Annotated in this window: 1 pseudogene; it reads left to right on the top strand. The window is 50.4% G+C overall.

The annotated features are described in order from the left end of the window. A pseudogene (locus tag SB773_RS32345) lies at positions 1 to 266 on the top strand (methionine--tRNA ligase); the annotation flags it as partial.

The raw sequence follows: 266 nt of genomic DNA, 5'->3' as shown, positions 1-266 counted from the left end.
AAGAAATGCGCTTCAGCAATGCGCTGGCTCACATCTGGGAGCTGGTGGGAAGAACGAATAAATACATCGATGAAACAATGCCGTGGAACCTCGCGAAGTCCGAGGAAACAAAAGGACGCCTGGCGACTGTTATGTATAATCTCGTGGAGAGCATCCGGATCAGCTCCGTGCTCATTCAGCCGTTTATGACCAAAGCACCTGCGAAAATTTGGGACCAATTGGGTCTTTTGGGTAATGCCGAAGCAACTAGCTGGGAATCTGCAGGC

Origin of the sequence: Bacillus sp. SIMBA_074 (assembly GCF_046534555.1) — a bacterium.
Lineage (GTDB): Bacteria > Bacillota > Bacilli > Bacillales > Bacillaceae_G > Bacillus_A > Bacillus_A mycoides.
The sequence above is the reverse complement of the archived record's forward strand: the minus strand, read 5'-3'. Positions and strand labels throughout refer to the sequence as shown.